Raw genomic sequence first — 15,958 nt, forward strand, 5'->3', positions numbered from 1 at the left:
CGGTCTTTCTCAGAACGACACGCGCACGCCCAGCGTCACGTTGCGCCCGGCCAGCGGCGCCGCGTCCTTGATGAACGAGGTGTGGGCGTAGGCCAGGCGGTCGGTGAGGTTGCGCGCCTTCAGGTACAGCTGCCAGGGCGTGCCGCCGCCGGTGCGGCCGTTGTAGGCCACGCCCATGTTCAGCATGCCGTAGCCCGGGGTGGCTGCCTCGAACTGCGCCACGCGGTCCTGGCACGCCACCTGCACCCATTCCACCTGGCCTTCCCAGGCCTGCCAGCTGGCGTCCAGGCGCAGGCCGGCCCGCATGGGCGCGATGCGCGGCAGCAGGCCGCCGCCGTCCAGGCGCGCGCGCACGCTGTCGCCGAACAGCGTCACGCCCAGGCGGGGCGTGATGCGCTGGCGCACGCGGCCTTCGATGCCGGTGAAGGTGGCGTCCGCCTGGGCATACTGCAGCAGTTGCAGGCCGTCGTGCTCGTCGAGCGTGCGGCCGTAGATGTAGTCGCGGATGCGGTTGCGGAACACGGTTACGTCGAAGGTGGTGTCGCCGCTGGTCTTGCGCAGGCTCAGGTCGATGTTGCGCGCGCTTTCCGCGCGCAGGCCGGCGTCGCCGCGCTCGTAGGTGGAGGTGGCCATGTGCAGGCCGCGCGCGTACAGCTCCTCGGCCGTGGGCGCGCGGCTGGCGCGCGTGAGGCTGATGCCCGCCGCGTAGCCGGGCGCGAAGCGCCACACGGCGCCCAGCGACGCCGAGGTGCCGCCGTGGCGGCGCCGGTCCGTGCCGTCCTCCAGCTCGGCCGTCTGCCGGTCGTGGCGCAGCGCGCCCTCCAGCCGCAGGTTGCCGATGCGGTATTCCTCCAGCATGAAGACGCCCCACTGGCGCGTGAGCGTGGGCAGCACGTAGGCCTCCTCGCCCACGGCGCTGAACCTGCGCTGCGCGGTCTGCACGCCGAACATGCCGCGCAGGCCCGCGACGGGCGCGTGCTGCAGTTCCACGCGCAGGTCGTGCGCCTTGTTCCTGAAGGTGGTGGAGACGGCGCCGTCCTCCACCTCGTCGTGCCGGTAGTCCGTCACGCCCCCACGCAGGCGCAGCGCGGTGAAGCCGGCGAACGGGTCGCGCAGCTCGCCGCGCACGTCCATGCGCTCGCTGCGCAGGTCCACCACCGGCACGCCGCCATGGTCGTGGTCATGCTCGTCGTCATGGTCGTGGCCGTCGTGGCTGCCGCAGTGCAGGTGGTCGCCATGGGTGTGGCAGCCCTCGAAGCTATGGTTGTGGCCCGGCAGGCCGTACTTGGCGTTCTGGCGCGTGAGGGCCATGCCCAGGTAGCCGCGGCTGCCCACCCACGACAGGCCCACGCTGCCCGTGTCGGTGCGGTTGAAGCTGCCGGGCACGCGGCCGCCGCCGGCCCAGCCGCTGCCCACGCGGTAGTCGCCCGCGTCGCGCCCCGCGGCCTCCACGTGCACGGCCACGTTGCCGGCGCCGCCGGTCAGGGTCACGGCGCCGGCCTTTTCGCGCGCGGCGCTGCCGGCGCGCAGCTCGGCGCTGCCCTCGTAGCCCTTCTGCGGGATGGCCGTGGGCACCCTGCCGTCCAGCACGTTCACCACGCCGCCCACGGCGCCGGCGCCGTAGACCAGGGCCGATGGGCCGCGCAGCACCTCGACCTGCGTGGCCAGCAGCGGCTCGGCGGCCACGGCGTGGTCCGGGCTGACGGTGGAGGCGTCCTGCAGCTGCGAGCCGTCGGACAGCACGCGCACGCGCGCGCCGTCCATGCCGCGGATCACGGGGCGGCTGGCGCCCGCGCCGAAGTGGCTGCCGGTGATGCCGGGCTCGCCCTCCAGGGTCTCGCCCAGCGTGGCCTCGCGCCGGCGCACCAGCTCGTCGCCCTCCAGCACGGAGACGGGCTGCGTCATCTCCGACGCGCCCAGCTGCAGGCCGCTGGAGGACACGGTGACCTCGGGCAGGCTGGCCTCGGCCTGCGCCCAGGCGGGCGCGGCGCCGGCCAGGCTCAGCAGCACGGCCCAGGCCAGCGGATGGCGGGCGCCGGGCGCCCGCGGGGAAGAAGCAAAGGAATTCATGGATGGATTCGTCCAAAGAGGCGGCGCGCGCGCACGCACAGGCCGCGCGCGGCCGCACTGGAATTTCAATGAAAAACGCCACAAGCGCTTATGCAGCAAGCGCTGGCAGCTATCGAAATGGAACTGATCGGGCCGGCGCGCGATGCGGCGGCCTCATGAGGCAGGGACTGCCTCAGGCGCGCAGCGGCGGGGCGCGCGCGTGAAACGGCGCCGCGCCGCCCGTGCCGGGCGCGGGCGCGGGTACGCAGGCGGGCGGCAGCTGCGGCGCGGCCTGCAGCAGCGCCGGGGCCTGGCCGAGCGCCGCGCCCACCAGCGTCTGCTGGTCCAGCACCTGGCAGTCGGCGTTGCCGTGGCCGGCAAACAGGGCATGCAGCGCGTCGAGCGCCTGCCCCGCCCCGTGCGCGTGCGCCTGGGGGGCCGCGCCGCCGGGCAGGTGCAGCACCTGGTGCATGCGGCCCAGCGTGGGCGCGAGCACGAGCGCCAGCAGCAGCCACGCCAGCGCAAGGCGGCGGCGCAGCAGCGGCAGGGCGTGGGAGTGCGGTGGGCGCGGCATGGGCCCGGGAGGATAGCGCAGGATTCAGGCCCCGGGCTTCAGGTGGCGCGCGAAGGTCTTGCGGAACTTCGCCACCTTCGGCCCCACGACGAAGGCGCAATAGCCCTGTTCAGGGTGGCTGGCGAAGTAGTCCTGGTGGTAGTCCTCGGCCGGCCAGTAGCTCTTCAGTTCCTGCAGCTCCGTCACCACGGGTACGTCCCACTGGCCGCCCTGCGCCAGCTCGCGCAGCAGGTCCCCGGCCACCTGCCTGTGCGCGGGGTCGGTGTAGTAGATGCCGCTGCGGTACTGCGTGCCCACGTCGTTGCCCTGGCGGTTGCGCGTGGTGGGGTCGTGGGTGGCGAAGAAAATCTCGAGGATCTCGCGCACGCCGATCCGGTCCGGGTCGAAGGTGACGCGCACCACCTCGGCATGGCCCGTGTCGCCCGAGCACACCTGCTCGTACGTGGGCGCTGCCACATGGCCGTTGGCGTAGCCGCTTTGCACGTCGGTCACGCCGCGCACGCGGTCGAAAACGGCCTCGGTGCACCAAAAGCACCCGCCGCCCAGGGTGATGGTCTGCAATGCCGGGGACATGGGCACACTCCTTGAAACACGGGCGCACATGATAGGAAGGAATCCATACACAGGTCCATGCCCGGGCAAACGCGGCGCGTTGACACACGGGCCGCGCGATCGCTACCATCCGGTCGCCGCCATTACTAACCGGCCAGTCAGTAATTCCATGAGCGCCCTCCCCATCCTTCCCGACCAGCCCGAAGCCCCCCGGCGCGGCCGCCGCAAGGAGGCGCGCCCCGGCGAGCTGCTGGACGCGGCGCTGGACCTGTTCGTGGAAAAAGGCTTCGCCGCCACGCGCGTGGAGGAAGTCGCGGCGCGCGCCGGCGTGTCCAAGGGCACGCTGTTCCTCTACTTCCCGAGCAAGGAAGACCTTTTCAAGGCCGTGGTGCGCAAGAACATCGCCGGGCGCTTCGCCGAGTGGGACCTGGAGCTCGAGGCCTACGAGGGCACGAGCAGCGAGCTGGTGCATTACTGCTTCCAGACCTGGTGGGAGCGCGTGGGCTCGACCAAGGCCGCGGGCCTGGGCAAGCTCATGCTCAGCGAGGCCAACAACTTCCCCGAGATCGCCGGCTTCTACCGCCGCGAGGTCATCGAGCCCGGCCACCAGCTGATCCGCCGCATCCTGCAGCGCGGCATGGACCGCGGCGAGCTGCGCCCGCTCGACCTGGACCACGCCGTCTATTGCGTGCTCGCGCCGCTGATGTTCCTGATGATCTCGCAGCCCTCGCCGTCGCTGTGCATCCTCGATCCGGAGCGTTTTTCGCCGGAAAAATACATCCGCCTGCAGGCCGACAACGTATTGCAGGGCCTGTGCGTGCGGCCGACCTAAAATCGCGGGTTTGTCCGATTCCCCAGTCCGCCTTTCGGAGTACCTCCCATGAACATGCCCCTGAACACGTCCGCCGACATCCACGATCCCGTCGAGCAGGCCCGCTACAACATGGTGGAGCAGCAGATCCGTCCGTGGAACGTGCTCGACGCGGGCGTGCTGGAGCTGCTGTCCGTCGTGCGCCGCGAGGATTTCGTCCCGCCCGCCTACCAGGGCGCGGCCTTCACCGACACGCAGATCCCCCTGAACCCCGATGCGCAGGAAGCCGAGCGCCTGGGCCAGGTGATGCTGGCGCCGCGCGTGGACGCGCGCATGCTGCAGGACCTGCAGGTGCAGCCCACCGACCGCGTGCTGGAGATCGGCGCAGGCTCGGGCTACATGGCCGCCCTGCTGGCCGCCCGCGCCGAGCGCGTGGTGTCGCTGGAGATCGACCCCGACCTGGCCGAATTCGCCCGCGAGAACCTGCGCGGCGCCGGCGTGGAGAACGCCCAGGTGCGCCAGGCCGACGGCGCGCTCGACCCCATTCCCGACGGCCCGTTCGACGTGATCGTGCTCAGCGGCTCCGTGGCCGAGGTGCCGCAGAAGCTGCTGGCGCTGCTGCGCGACGGCGGCCGCCTGGGCGCCTACGTGGGCGACCAGCCCATGATGCGGGCCACCTTCGTGCGCCGCAGCGGCGAGCGCTTCGAGACCAGCCAGCCCTGGGACGTGGTCGTGCCGCGCCTGCGCAACTTCCCCGAGCCCTCGCCCTTCAAGTTCTGACCCGGCCCTGCACATGATCGACCACATCCGCCCGTCCCAGCTGGCCGACTGGCTCGCCGCCCACGCGGGCGATCAGCCCCTGGTGCTGGACGTGCGCGAGCCGTGGGAGCTGCAGACCGCCAGCGTCACGCCGCGGGGCTTCGAGCTCGCGGCCATCCCCATGGGCGAGCTGGCCGCGCGGCTCTCCGAGCTCGACCCCGCCCGCCCCGTCGCCTGCCTGTGCCACCACGGCGTGCGCAGCCTGCACGTGGCCGGCTTCCTGGCGCACCAGGGCTTCGACCGGGTGGCCAACATCACCGGCGGCATCGATGCCTGGTCGCACGAATGCGACCCGGCGGTGCCGCGGTATTGAACGACCCGGCCCGACCATGCGCATACCCCAACGGCTGCTCTGCTTATCCCTGGCGGCGTGCGCCGCCCTCGCCACGGCGGCCGGCCCCGCGCAGGCGCAGAGCCTGTCGGCGCTGGTGGAACTGGCCCGCGGCTATGACGCCCCCTGGCAGGCCGCCCAGGCGCAGCTGCAGGCGGCCGCCAGCCGCGCCGAGCAGGCCCGCGCCGGCCTGCTGCCCAGCGCGGGGCTCAGCGGCGGCGTGGCCTACGCGCGCAACGACGTGACGCGCCCGCCCCTGCCCGGCGTGGACGTGAACGGCCCCACGCAGAACCTGAGCGTGCAGGCGTCCCAACCCCTGTACCGCCCTGCCAGCCGCATCGGCTTCGAACAGGGCCAGCGCGGCATCGACCTGGCCAGCGCACAGCGCGACGCCGCCGAGCAGGACCTGCTGGTGCGCGTGAGCCAGGCCTACTTCGACGTGCTGGGCGCGCAGGACACCCTGGCCTTCGTGCGCGCGCAAAAGGCCGCCGTGGCCGAACAGCTGGCCGCGGCCAAACGCAACTTCGAGGTCGGCACCGCCACCGTGACCGACGAACGCGAGGCCCAGGCCCGCCACGACCTCGTCTCCGCCCAGGAAATCGCCGCCGAAAACGACCTGCACGTCAAGCGCCTGGCGCTCGACCAGATCGTCGGCCGCCCCGGCACCAACCCCCAGCCCCTGGCCCAGCCCGTGCAACTGCCCGGCGTGCGGCCCGCGGACGTCGACCACTGGGTGCGCACCGCCGAAGACCGGCAGCCGCAGGTGCGCCAGGCCGCCCTGGCCCTGGACGTGGCGCGCCTGGAGACCCGCAAGGCCGAGACCGGCCACCTGCCCACGGTGGACCTGCAGGCCAGCTACGGCGTGCAGCGCACGCCCAACGGCACCGTGCTCATGCCCGGCATCCACTCGCGCGCCAACGTGGCCAGCGTGGGCGTGGCGCTCAACCTGCCGCTGTTCGCGGGCTTCGCGGTGCAGAACCGCGTGAAGGAAACCCTGTCGCTGGAGGACAAGGCCCGCGCCGACCTCGACAACGCCCGCCGCACGGCGGCCCAGGCCGCGCGCGCCGCCTATTTCGGCGTGCAGTCGGGCCTGAGCCAGGTCGGCGCCCTGCAGGCTGCCGAGGCATCGAGCCAGAGCGCGCTGGACGCCAACCTGCTCGGCTACAAGGTGGGCGTGCGCATCAACATCGACGTGCTCAACGCGCAAAGCCAGCTCTACCAGACCAAGCGCGACCTGGCCACCGCACGCTACAACGTGCTCGTCGGCACCCTGCGCCTGAAGCAGGCGGCAGGCACGCTGACGGCCGACGACGTGGCGGCGGTGGATGCGCTGCTGGCGCGGTAGACATACGCCCGAACCTCACCCCTCGGAACAGTCCTGGAGCGACACCACGCGATCCGCATGGCGGATGGTCGATGGCCTGTGCGCGATCAGCACGACCGTCCACCCGCGGCGCTTGAGCAGGCCGATGGCCGTCCCGATCGCCGCCTCGCTCCGCGCATCCAGGCTGGCCGTGGCCTCGTCCAGCACCAGAATGGGCGCGCCCACCAGCAAGACGCGCGCGATGGCGATGCGCTGGCGCTGGCCGCGCGAGAGCTGCGCGCCGCGCTCCCCGCAGCGCGTGCCGTAGCCCTGCGGCAAGGCGGCGATGAAGCCGTGCGCCTGGGCCAGCCGCGCGGCCTCCTGCACCTCGGCCATCGACGCGCCGGGCCGCCCGAGGCGGATGTCGTCCGCCACGCTGGCATCGAACAGGTGCAGGTCCTGCGGCACCACGGCCACCAGCGCGCGCAGCGTGGCCAGCGGCAGGTCGCGCAGGTCGGTGCCGCCGATGCGGATGGCGCCCGCGTCGGGCTCCACCAGCCGCAGCAACAGGTGGACGCAGGTCACACGTCGGCCACGGCGGGCATCTCGGCCCGCCCCGCGTCGCGCACGCGCGCCGGCTGGCGCAGGATGGCCAGCACCCGCTGCGCCGCGGCGCGCACGTCGCCCAGCCGCCGCGCGGCCTGGGCCACCTCGGCGATGGGCGCCAGCGCCAGCCGCTGGCGCTGGCCGCCGGACAGGCGGCCGCCCCCCTCGCCCACGGGCGTGGCGTAGCCCTGCGGCAAGCCCTGGATGTGCTCATCGATGCCGGCGGCCCGCGCGGCGGCGCGCAACGCGTCCATGCCGGCATCGGGCCTGGCCAGGCGCAGGTTGCCCGCCACGCTGCCGGCCAGCAGCGTGCAGTCCTGCGGCACCCAGGCGATGCGTGCGCGCAGGACGTCCAGCGCCAGCGTGCGCAGGTCGGCGCCGCCGTATGCGCACCGTGCCCGCCTCGGGATCGAAGAACCGCAGCAGCAGCGCCGCCACGCTCGATTTGCCCGCGCCCGAGGCACCCACGAGCACGACGAATTCACCCTCACGCACTTCCAGCGAAAAATCCCGCAGCGCCCAGGACGCCGATCCGGGATAGAGAAAGCCCACCCGCTCGAAAGCGAGCGCGAAGCCCTCGGGCATGGGCTGCGGCGCAGGCGCCTCCCGCACGGCGGGCCGGGCCGCCATCAACCGGCGGATCGGCGCCCAGGCGCCGCCCGCCGTCCAGGCCGCGTGGAAGGCCTTTTCCAGCCGGTCCAGCGGGCGGAACACCTCGCGCGCGAGGAACAGCGTCAGCAGCAGCGCCTGCGGCGCGAGCTGCCCCCCGGCCACGCGCCCGGCGTTCACCGCCAGCACGGCGGCCATGCCGCCCAGGCCGATCAGCGTGGTGAGACCCGTGCGCGCCAGCGTGGTGCGCAGCGTGGCCGCCTGCCACGCCAGTCCGTCGCGCCAGCGGCCCGCCGCGCCGAAGGCCTTGAGCGTGACCAGCCCTTGCAGCGCGTCGAGCAGCGCCGCGCCGAACGCGCCCATCGCGGCGAACACGCCCGAGGTGGCGGGCATCTGGCGGCGCAGCCACAGCAGCTCGATCAGCGGCGGGCCCAGCGCGAACACGGCCAGCAGCGCCGCCGTGGCCGGATCGGCGCAGGCCAGCAGCGCCAGCACGCCGCCCGCGCCCAGCACCGCGATCCACACGGCGGGCAGGTAGCGGCTGTAGTAGCTCTCCAGCGCCTCCACGCCGCCCACGGCCGCCTGTTGCAGTGCGCCGGTGCGCTGGCCCGGCACGCCCGCCGGCCCCAGTCGCACGATCTGCGCCAGGATGGCGCCGCGCAGGTGCGCCTTGAACCGCTGCGCCACGCCTTCGGCCGCCCGCTCGCCGGCCCACACGCAGGCCGCGCGCAAGGCCGCCGACAGCAGCGCCAGCAACAGCCAGGGCAGCGCCTGCGCAAAAGGCGCCTGCCGCAACAGCGCGGCCAGCGCCAGGGCCAGGCCCGCGCCCTGCGCCACGTGCAGCGCCTGCACCGCCAGCCCCCAGGCCACGCACTGCGCGATGCGGCCGCGCACCGCGCGCGCCGGCTGCAAGCCGTCCATCACAAGGCCCCCGCCACCGCCAACGCCGGGCGGCCCGCCAGCAGGCCGATGGCGGCATCCACGCGGTACACGCGCGCCAGCAGCGCGGCGTCGATCACCTGCCCCGGCGGCCCGGCAGTGATCAGCGTGCCGCCGTCGAGCACCAGCACCTGGTCCGCGCAGGCCAGCGCCAGGTGCAGGTCGTGCAGCACCGCCAGCACGACCAGGTCCTGCGCGCGCGCCTCGTGCCGCACGCGGTCGAGCACCAGGTGCTGGTGGTACAGGTCGAGCGCGCTCGTGGGTTCGTCCAGCAGCAGCGCGCGCGGGCGGCGCACCAGCGCCTGCGCCAGGCCGACGAGCTGGCGCTGCCCGCCCGAGAGGCTGGCGAGCGGTCGGTCGGCCAGCGCCAGCAGATCGAGCCGCCGCAGCGCGGATTCGACGCCGGCGAGCGCCTCCTCGCTCCGCTCGCCGCCTGCCATCGCGGCGCTCAGCACGGCCTCGAACACCGCCAGGCCCGTGCGCGTAGGCAGGCTCTGCGGCAGGTAGACCAGCCGCCGCGCGCGCCGCGCGGTCGCCCAGCCGCTGATGTCCTCGCCGTCGAGCCAGACCCGGCCCTGCGCGCGCTGCAGGCCGGCCAGCCCGCGCAGCAGCGTCGATTTGCCCGCGGCATTGGGGCCGATGAGCGCGTGCACACGCCCCGGCGCCAGCAGCGGCAGCGACAGGTTGCGCAGCACCGGCTGCGCGCCGTAGCGCATGCACAGCCCCTCGGCGCGCAGGCCGCTTGCCAAAGAAGCGCTCATGCCGATGCCTTGCGCGTGCGTGCCACGATGGCGAGGAAGAACGGAATGCCGACCAGCGAGGTGACGATGCCCACGGGCACCAGCACGCCGTCGATCAGCGTCTTGCTCGCCACCGAGGCCATCGACAGAATCAGCGCCCCCGCCAGCGCCGAAGCGGGCAGCAGCACGCGGTGATCCTCGCCCACCAGCATGCGCGCGATGTGCGGCGCCACCAGCCCGACGAAGCCGATGGTGCCGACGAAGGCCACTGCCACGCCCGACAGCAGGCTGATGCGCAGCAGCGCCGCCGCGCGCAGCCGCCCGACCGGCACGCCGAAGCTGCGCGCGCGGTCTTCGCCCAGCGTCAGCGCCGTCATGGCCCACGACTGGCGCCAGGCCAGCGGCAGGCACAGCGCCAGCACGGCGGCCAGGATGGCGAGCTTGTCCCACGAGGCGCGCGCCAGGCTGCCCAGCGTCCAGAACACGAGCTGCTGCAAGGTGTCCTGGCTGGCGACGAACTGCAGCAGCGCCACCAGCGCGTTGAAGCTGAACACCAGGGCAATGCCGAACAGCACCAGGCTCTCCACGCCGAAGCCGCGCCACAGCGCCAGCAGGTAGAGCAGCCCCACCGAGGCCAGCGCGAACACGAAGGCATTGGCCGCCACCACGTAGGCGGGCGGCACGCCCGGCAGCGCCAGTCCGAGCACGATGGCCAGCGCCGCGCCCAAGGCGGCGGCGGCCGAGACGCCCAGCGTGAACGGGCTGGCGAGCGGGTTGCCGAGCACGGTCTGCATCTCCACGCCGGCCAGCGCCAGCGCCGCGCCCACCAGCACGGCCATCAGCGCATAGGGCAGGCGCACGTTCCAGACGATGACGGCCTCCACGCGCGGCACGCTGGCCGGGTCGCGCAGGATCTGCAGCAGCCGCCCCAGCGCCATGCCCGAGGGGCCGGTCGCCACGTCCAGCGCCACGCTGGCGGCGAGCGCCAGGGCCAGCGCGGCCAGCAGGCACAGGCGCTGCTTTCTGCGCCGCCGGTAGTGCGCGGCCGCCGATGCGGGCGCGTTCATGGCGCCTCGTCCACGAACAGCACGCCGGTCATCGGGATCGGCAGAAAGCGCCGGTACAGCTCCGCGCGCGTGCGCTGCGGGTCGATGTCGGCGAACAGCTCCGGGTGCAGCCATTTCGCCAGCGCCTCGACGGCGACCAGGTGCTCGGGCGAGTCGTAAAAGACGTGCCACAGCCCATGCGCGCGGCCCAGGTGCACGGCAGTCAGCTCGCGCGTCTCGGGCCGGCGGGCCACCGCGCGCAGGCTGGCGCGCGCCTCGTCGGGCGTGGCCTGGTAGCCCAGCGCCACGCCGCCCTGCCCGGCCGCGAACACGCCGGTGGCCACGTAGACCTGCGGGTCGCGCGCCAGGATGTATTCGGGGTTGAGCTTGCCGACCGGCCCCGGAATGCGGCCCGCGCCGATGTTGTCGCCGCCGGCGAGTTCCACCATCTCGCCGAAGTTGCCGCGCCCCGGCGAGCCGCAGCACTCCTGCAGCCCCGCCAGCATGTCGATGAACACGCTGGGCCGCTGGAAGCCCGGCCGGGCCGCCGCCCGCGCCACGCGCTCGCGCACGCGGCCCACGTGCTCCTCGTAGAAGCGGATGTATTCCTCGGCCCGCGCCTGCCGCCCCAGCACCTGGCCCATCAGGCGCAGGCTGGGCACGGTGTTGGCGAGCGGATGGCTGCTGAAATCGACGAACACCACGGGCACGCCCGCCGCCTCCAGTTGGCGCACGGCCTCGCTGCCGGGGGCCGGGCCGTGGCCGCCGGACAGGGCCATGAAAGCCACGTCTGGCCGCACCGACAGCGCCTTCTCCACGCTGAAGCTCTCGGACGTGGCGCCGCCCACCACGGGCACCTGTGCCGCCTGCGGAAACGCCTGGGCGAACGCCGCATAGCCCTGCACATCCAGCCCGCGGAAGTCGCCCTGCCAGCCGGCCACGCGCGCGAACGCCTGCCGCCCTTCGAGCAGCGCCAGCGTGTAGATCAGCCGCCCCTCGCCCAGCAGCACGCGCTGCACCTGGTCGGGCACCTGCACGCTGCGGCCCGCCACGTCCTCGAGCTGCGCGGCCTGCGCGCCCGCGCAGGCCAGCAGCGCCACGCACGCGGCGCGGCGCAGGAATGTCTTGAGTTGGTTCATGTTCATCAAATAAGTGAGCTGGTGGCGCTTGCTGTGTAAGGTTTTCATATGGTTTTTCATTTGGAAACCTTGTATGACAAGCGCCAGCAGCTATGGTTTCGATAGTCTCCGCGCCCACATCACCAGCCCGGTGGCGTACAGCAGCGGCAGCGCCAGCCCCGCCGCCAAGGCCAGCGCCTGGCCTGCCGTGCCCAGCATCAGCTCGCCATGCAGCGCCGACAGCACCGGCTTGAAGCCGCTGCGCTCGCTGGCGCCGAACCAGCCGGGCCGCGCCAGCCACACGCCGGTGGCGGTGATCACCAGCAGCGGCAGCAGCAGCCAGCCCGCGCTGGCGTTGTGCAGCCCGCGCCAAAGCGCGGCGCCCCGCAATCGCGGCAGCAGCGCCGTTCGCCAGGCCTTGGCCGAAAGCTGGCGCGGCCACCACAGCCAGATGCCGCTGGCCAGCGAGGCCAGCAGCGCCAACCCGCACAGCGCCACGGCCACGCTGCCCGCGCCGGGCGGCAGCAGCAGGCCGCGGTGCAGCGCCACGGCCTTGGCGAGCCACAGGTCGTCGTAGACGAAGAAACCGCGCGGCGCGGCGCTGTACGGGTCGAGCATGGCGATGCCCATCGCCCGCCGCCCCTGCACGGGGCCGAACACCAGCGCGTTGTCCGAGGTGAGGAACCCCGCGCACGGCGGCGCGGCGCCCTGGATGCGCGCGAACTGCGGGTACGCCTGCCGCGCAGCCTGCTTCCACGCCTCGGGCAGCGCCATGGGCGTGCCCGGCGCGGGCCGCGCCTGCAGCGTGAGCACCGCCGCGCCCACCTCCCACTTCAGCAGCGGCGCGCGCAGCACCAGCACCGCGCCGCTGGCGCCCAGCAGCGCGAACACCCAGCCCAGCAGCAGCGCCAGCCACAGGTGCGCCTTGCGCCACAGCGCCCGTCGATTCATGCGCGTACTCATCCGCTCAGTGCTCCAGGGCGCAGCGCATGAAACCGGCGCGCCCCAGGCCAGGGCAGCCGCGCAAGGGCCGCCCCGCCGCACGGGCGGCGTCCCCCTGCCCGCAGCGCGCAGCGCTGCGAGAGCGGGGGGAAGCGGCGCAGCCGCTCAGGGGGGTGTTCAAAACCTCCCACGCAGCGTCACCTGCACGTTGCGCGGCTCGCCATAGACGTTGCCGAAGTTCGCCGGGCCGAAGTTGCCGCTGCCCAGGCGCGTGTAGTACGTGCGGTCGAACAGGTTGCCCACGTTCAGCGCCGCGCTCCAGTGGCTGTCGATGCGGTAGCCCACGCGCAGGCTGGCCACGGCGTAGCCGCCCTGCGTGGCGCGCACGGCCGGGCTGCCGCCCTCGCTGTAGATGCCGCTTTGCGCGTTGATGCCCGCGCCCAGGTCCCAGGCGTTCAGGCTGCCCGGCAAGCGGACGTTCGTCCACAGCCGCAGCAGGTGCCTGGGCGCGATGGTGCGGAAGGGCTGGCCCTGGTTCTTCGGGTCTTCCTTGTACTTGCTGGTGTTCCAGGTGTAGCCGGCCATGAGCTGCCAGCCCGGCAGCAGTTGGCCCGCGGCCTCCACGTCGATCCCCTGGCTCTGCACCTTGCCGTTGGTGGCGTAGCAGCAGTTGTCGATGATGGTGGGCGACACCTGCACGCCCCGGTTGCGCTCGATGATGCGGAACACCGACAGCCCCAGGTTGAGCCTGCCGCCGTACAGCGCGCCCTTGATGCCGGCCTCGTAGTTCGCGCCGATGACCGGCGGCAGGCCGTTGCCGCCTTCGTCCTTGAGGTTGCTCTGCACGCGGAAGATCTCGGCATAGCTGCCATAGACCGACCAGGTGGAATCGAGGTCGTAGACCAGCCCACCGTAGGGCGTGAACTTGCCGCTCTGCTTGTAGGCGGACGTGACCGCGCCGGTGCGCACGTTGGTGTTTTCCACGTCCCACCAGCTCCAGCGCCCGCCCAGCAGCAGCGTCAGCGGATCGGCCAGCTTCAGGCGCGTGGCGCCGTAGATGCCGTGCTGGCGCGTGTCGGCGCGGCTGTCGCTGGTCCAGTTCACCGCGCCGGGGTCGGCGTAGGCCGCGGGGTCGAAATGGAACACATCCACCGCCGTGCCGCCGAAGCCCGGCAGCGCGCCGCCCTGCGAGCCGGCCTTGCGGTCGTACCAGTTGGCGCCCAGCACCAGCTCGTGGCGGCGGCCGAAGGCCTGGAAGACGCCGCTGAGCATGGCGTCCAGCGCGAGCTGCTTGTTGTCGTAGGCGTTGGCGCCGCCCAGGATGCGCGGCCCGGCCAGCGTGGCGCGGTTCACCGCGCCGGAGACGTAGGCGTACTTGAGGTCGCTGGTCTCATGGTCCGACACGGCCGCGAGCTTGAGCTGCCAGTCGTCACCGAAGCGGTGCGTCACGTCGGCGAACACCTGGGTGGTCTCGAAGTCCCAATGCGTCCACGGCGTGCTCAGGAAGGTGCTGCGCGGCAGCTTCAGGTCGCCACCGTCGGCGTAGCGCGGCACACCCATCATCGGCGGCAGCCAGTCGCGCTTCTGGTAGCCCGCGCCCAGCGCCACGGTGGTCGCCGCGCCCAGGTCGGCCTCGACGATGCCGTAGAGCGAGCGGCGGTCGCTGTTGGCGTAGTCCACGTGGGAATCGCGCTTGTCGATCGCGCCGGCCAGCCGCGCGCGCACCGTGCCGCTGGCGTTGAGCGGGGTGCTGAAATCCACCTCGGCGCGGCGCGTGTTCCACGAGCCCAGGCCCAGCGCGCCGGAAAAGCGCCGCTCGCCCAGCGGGCGCTTGCGCACCAGGTTGATGACGCCGCCGGGCTGGCCCGCGCCGTTGAACAGGCCGGCCGCGCCGCGCAGCACCTCCACGTGGTCGAACATCACCATGTCCGGCTGGCTCCACGAGGCGCCGCCGGTCTGCACCGGCAGGCCGTCGTACTGGAAATACTCCACCGGATAGCCGCGCGAGTAAAAGGCCGGGATCACGCCCGTGCCCGACAGGTCCACGCTGACGCCGGGCGTCTGCGCCATGATCTGGTCCAGCGTGGTCAGGTTCTGGTCCTCGATCTGCTGGCGCGTGATGACGGACACGGCGTGCGGCGTCTCCTTGAGCGTAGCGGGCAGCTTGGTGCCCACGGTCACGCCGCGCGGCGTGTAGCCCTCGGACACCTCGGTCGGCATGTCCTTGGGCTGCTGGCCCTGCACCTGCACGGTGGACAAGGTCTGTTCGGCGGCGCGGGCAAGTCCCGCCCCCGCCAGCGCCGCCACGGCCAGCGCCACGGGCGCCAGCGCGGCCGCGCCGGGCACACGATGATCGAGCATTTCGGCAATCTCCAGAGCAATTGAGAACGAATCTCAATCACTGTAGGAAATTGCCGCGTCCCACGCTTTCGCTGGCGGCGCGAAGACTTTCGTTTACGGGCCGCCCTGCCCGCGCACCTGCGCTCAGCGCAGCAGATCGCGCGGCGAGATGCCGAACCGCTGCCGGAACACCGTGGAGAAATGCGCCACCGCATAGCCCACATGGGCCGCCACCTGCGTGACCGTGCAGCCGCCGCTGGACAGCATGCGGTAGGCCTCCTCCAGCCGGTGCTGCTGCAGGTACTCGAAGACGCTCATGCCGAAAAGCCGGCGAAAACCCGCGGTGAGCTTCTTGGCGTTGAGGCCCGCCTCCCGCGCCAGTTCGGGCAGCGACGGCGGCTCGTGCGCCCGGGCGATCAGCAGGTCGCGCGCCCGCCACAGGCGCTGCACCTCGCCGGCCGGCAGGGCGTCGCCCGCGCCGGGGCACTGCGCCAACGGACGCGCGAGCGCCGCGGCCGCCAGTTCCATCCCCTTCGCGCCCAGGAACAGATCGCGCACGGCCCCGTCCTTGAACGGGCAATAGAGGATCTGCATGGCCGCAGCGCGCAGCGCCGAGGTCAGCGGCTGGTGCAGCACCAGCACCTCCTGGCTGTGCAGGCGGCGCCCGCCGCTCCTGGCCACCAGATCCAGGCCGAAGCCGCTGCGCTCCGCCACGTCGGCATCGATGCCGATGCGCACATGGCGCTGCAGCACGTGGGCCTCGAAGCGGTCCAGGCCGTCATGCTCGCCGGTGCACAGGACGAAGTAGGCGCCGGACTCCTCGATGTCGAAGGGCGCATAGCCGTCCACGCCGCCCTTGAGGCGGCTGCTGAGCGACACGATCACCTGCAGCCCCTGGAAGATCGGGGCCCGCACCTCCAGGCTTTCCTGCAGCACCGCGCTTCCCGCGGAAACCATCAGGCCGCCTCCCACCTTGCGTGGCCATGCAAACATTCCGAGGAATCACCATTAATTGCAAATGATTCTCAATCATAACTTGAGTCATCCATCAAGTGTTGATTCATTTCCAAATCTGGGCCATTTCGGGACGCGTTCACGTTGAAATCTGAGCCACGTTGCCGCTCTATCGTGCTGAATTTTTCAGCACGGGGGAGCAGGAGTGATCAACGTGAGCACATT

Annotated in this window: 16 protein-coding genes; 4 read left to right on the forward strand and 12 right to left on the reverse strand. The window is 72.5% G+C overall.

Going from position 1 to position 15,958, the window contains the following annotated elements; translation table 11 throughout:
* Positions 1-9 precede the first annotated feature (9 nt).
* The 3 genes from ACX12L_RS20600 to msrA all read right to left on the reverse strand — a co-directional run bounded on the left by ACX12L_RS20600 (position 10) and on the right by msrA (position 3,196).
* A complete protein-coding gene (locus ACX12L_RS20600) occupies positions 10-2,070 on the reverse strand; it encodes a TonB-dependent receptor domain-containing protein (RefSeq protein ID WP_459264305.1) in 2,061 nt (686 codons plus the stop codon).
* 172 nt (positions 2,071-2,242) lie between these two features.
* The gene (locus ACX12L_RS20605; protein ID WP_459264306.1) at positions 2,243-2,623 is read right to left on the reverse strand and encodes a hypothetical protein; all 381 of its coding nucleotides are present in this window, start codon (positions 2,621-2,623) and stop codon (positions 2,243-2,245) included.
* 24 nt (positions 2,624-2,647) lie between these two features.
* Positions 2,648-3,196, reverse strand: a complete 549-nt coding sequence (gene msrA, locus ACX12L_RS20610) for a peptide-methionine (S)-S-oxide reductase MsrA (RefSeq protein WP_459264307.1) — start codon at positions 3,194-3,196, stop codon at positions 2,648-2,650.
* Positions 3,197-3,344: 148 nt separating this feature from the next.
* On the opposite strand from msrA, the gene ACX12L_RS20615 reads away from it, so the two are divergent.
* From ACX12L_RS20615 to ACX12L_RS20630, 4 genes are read left to right on the forward strand one after another with little or no spacing between them, the layout of a single operon-like run.
* Complete coding sequence (locus tag ACX12L_RS20615) at positions 3,345-4,007, forward strand: TetR/AcrR family transcriptional regulator (RefSeq protein ID WP_459264308.1); 663 nt, start codon at positions 3,345-3,347, stop codon at positions 4,005-4,007.
* Between the two features lie 48 nt (positions 4,008-4,055).
* Positions 4,056-4,766 carry a protein-L-isoaspartate O-methyltransferase family protein gene (locus tag ACX12L_RS20620; RefSeq protein ID WP_459264309.1) on the forward strand — a complete coding sequence of 237 codons (711 nt, stop codon included), beginning with the start codon at positions 4,056-4,058 and terminating at the stop codon, positions 4,764-4,766.
* Between the two features lie 13 nt (positions 4,767-4,779).
* Complete coding sequence (locus ACX12L_RS20625) at positions 4,780-5,118, forward strand: rhodanese-like domain-containing protein (protein ID WP_459264310.1); 339 nt, start codon at positions 4,780-4,782, stop codon at positions 5,116-5,118.
* A gap of 16 nt (positions 5,119-5,134) precedes the next feature.
* Positions 5,135-6,481, forward strand: coding sequence for a TolC family outer membrane protein (locus tag ACX12L_RS20630; protein WP_459264311.1), 1,347 nt, complete (start codon positions 5,135-5,137; stop codon positions 6,479-6,481).
* 15 nt (positions 6,482-6,496) lie between these two features.
* Here the strand turns inward: ACX12L_RS20630 and ACX12L_RS20635 are convergent, their stop codons facing one another.
* The 9 genes from ACX12L_RS20635 to ACX12L_RS20675 form a co-directional block, all read right to left on the reverse strand.
* The gene (locus ACX12L_RS20635; RefSeq protein WP_459264312.1) at positions 6,497-7,024 is read right to left on the reverse strand and encodes an ATP-binding cassette domain-containing protein; all 528 of its coding nucleotides are present in this window, start codon (positions 7,022-7,024) and stop codon (positions 6,497-6,499) included.
* Positions 7,021-7,371: a hypothetical protein gene (locus ACX12L_RS20640; protein WP_459264313.1), complete on the reverse strand. Its 351-nt coding sequence runs from the start codon at positions 7,369-7,371 to the stop codon at positions 7,021-7,023. The genes ACX12L_RS20635 and ACX12L_RS20640 overlap by 4 nt, the downstream gene beginning before the upstream one ends.
* Entirely contained in the window at positions 7,256-8,575 is a 1,320-nt protein-coding gene (locus ACX12L_RS20645; RefSeq protein ID WP_459264314.1) for an ATP-binding cassette domain-containing protein, read from the reverse strand. Before ACX12L_RS20645 ends, ACX12L_RS20640 begins: the two co-directional genes overlap by 116 nt.
* The gene (locus ACX12L_RS20650; RefSeq protein ID WP_459264315.1) at positions 8,575-9,354 is read right to left on the reverse strand and encodes an ABC transporter ATP-binding protein; all 780 of its coding nucleotides are present in this window, start codon (positions 9,352-9,354) and stop codon (positions 8,575-8,577) included. The genes ACX12L_RS20645 and ACX12L_RS20650 overlap by 1 nt, the downstream gene beginning before the upstream one ends.
* On the reverse strand, positions 9,351-10,400 hold the full coding sequence (locus tag ACX12L_RS20655; RefSeq protein WP_459264316.1) for a FecCD family ABC transporter permease: 1,050 nt from the start codon (positions 10,398-10,400) through the stop codon (positions 9,351-9,353). Before ACX12L_RS20655 ends, ACX12L_RS20650 begins: the two co-directional genes overlap by 4 nt.
* A complete protein-coding gene (locus ACX12L_RS20660; RefSeq protein ID WP_459264317.1) occupies positions 10,397-11,566 on the reverse strand; it encodes an ABC transporter substrate-binding protein in 1,170 nt (389 codons plus the stop codon). The genes ACX12L_RS20655 and ACX12L_RS20660 overlap by 4 nt, the downstream gene beginning before the upstream one ends.
* Positions 11,567-11,608: 42 nt before the next feature.
* A complete protein-coding gene (locus ACX12L_RS20665; RefSeq protein ID WP_459264318.1) occupies positions 11,609-12,448 on the reverse strand; it encodes a PepSY-associated TM helix domain-containing protein in 840 nt (279 codons plus the stop codon).
* 168 nt (positions 12,449-12,616) lie between these two features.
* Positions 12,617-14,800 carry a TonB-dependent siderophore receptor gene (locus ACX12L_RS20670; RefSeq protein WP_459264319.1) on the reverse strand — a complete coding sequence of 728 codons (2,184 nt, stop codon included), beginning with the start codon at positions 14,798-14,800 and terminating at the stop codon, positions 12,617-12,619.
* A gap of 123 nt (positions 14,801-14,923) precedes the next feature.
* Positions 14,924-15,736: a helix-turn-helix transcriptional regulator gene (locus ACX12L_RS20675; protein ID WP_459264320.1), complete on the reverse strand. Its 813-nt coding sequence runs from the start codon at positions 15,734-15,736 to the stop codon at positions 14,924-14,926.
* Positions 15,737-15,958: the final 222 nt, after the last annotated feature.

The sequence above is a fragment of the Alicycliphilus sp. T452 genome (assembly GCF_054512775.1).